General features: G+C 70.2%; 1 protein-coding gene. It reads left to right on the top strand.

The window, feature by feature from the left end; all coding sequences use genetic code 11:
* A partial coding sequence (locus tag AB0B91_RS66150; RefSeq protein ID WP_358343270.1) for a multicopper oxidase domain-containing protein occupies positions 1-1226 on the top strand: 1226 nt, incomplete at its 5' end.
* Positions 1227-1280: the final 54 nt, after the last annotated feature.

Genomic DNA, 1280 nt, shown 5'->3' with positions numbered 1-1280 from the left:
GCTTGGAGATCGTGCCGGGCACCCGCACCGAGGTGTACACCTACAACGGCGACCTGCCCGGCCCGACGATCCGCGCCACGTCGGGTCGGCGGGTGGTGGTACGCCAGCGCAACCGGCTGGACATGCCCACGGCGGTGCACCTGCACGGCGGCGCCACCGCCCCCGGCGACGACGGCTCGGGCGACGCCACGATCCCGCCCGGCGGCGAGCGGGTCTACAACTATCCGAACCGGCAGCCGCACGCCACGCTCTGGATGCACGACCACACCCACCACATGGAGGCCGAGCACCTCTACCGGGGCCTGTCCAGCCTCTACCTGCTCACCGACCGCACCGAGGCGGCGCTTCCGTTGCCCCGCGGCCGGTTCGACGTCCCGCTGGTGCTACGCGACGCGCACCTGGACGCCAACGCCCAGCTGGTCTGGACCATGGACGACGCCGACAACCGGACCACCCTGCTGGTCAACGGGCGGCCGTGGCCGCGTTTCGAGGTGCAGGCCCGCCGCTACCGCTTCCGCTTGGTCAACTCAAGCAACCTGCGGTTCTTCCTGCTGCGGCTCGCCGACGGCGGGGACATCACGGTGATCGGTTCCGACGGCGGCCTGCTGGAGGCGCCGGTCACCATGCAGCACCTGCTGTTCTCGCCCGGCGAACGGCTCGACGTCATCATCGATTTCACCCGCTACCAGCCGGGCACCTCGGTGGTGCTGCAGAACCTGATGGGGCCGGGCCCGGCCGAGCAGGTAGGCCAGGTGATGCGCTTCGACGTCGTACGGGCGAAGGGGCCGGACCGCACCTCGGTACCGCAGCGGCTGCGCACCCTGCCTCCGCTGCCCACGCCGACCGTGCGCCGCAACATCGAGCTGCGGATGGACGAGCCGGGCTCCGGTGGGCACCAGGCGTACATCGACGGCAAGGTCTTCGATCCGGCGCGGATCGACACCACCATCGCCTGGGGCAGCACCGAGGAGTGGACGGTGACCAACACCAACACCTTCATGCCGCACAACTTCCACATGCACCTGGTGCAGTTCCGGGTGCTCGGCCGCAACGGCGCACCGGCCGATCCCACCGAGTCCGGCCTGAAGGACACCGTGATCGTCTGGCCCGGGCAGAGCGTCCGGCTCCAGGCCACCTTCGACACCTGGCGCGGGGTCTACCCGTACCACTGCCACATGGTCGACCACAGCGCGATGGGCATGATGGCCAATCTCAAGATCGTCTGATCCGACCCGCGGGGAGAGTCGCACGGGCCAGGACCCGGCCCCGGGCCTTCGGTG

The sequence above is a fragment of the Nonomuraea sp. NPDC049141 genome (assembly GCF_040648415.1).
GTDB lineage: Bacteria > Actinomycetota > Actinomycetes > Streptosporangiales > Streptosporangiaceae > Nonomuraea.
The sequence above is the reverse complement of the archived record's forward strand: the minus strand, read 5'-3'. Positions and strand labels throughout refer to the sequence as shown.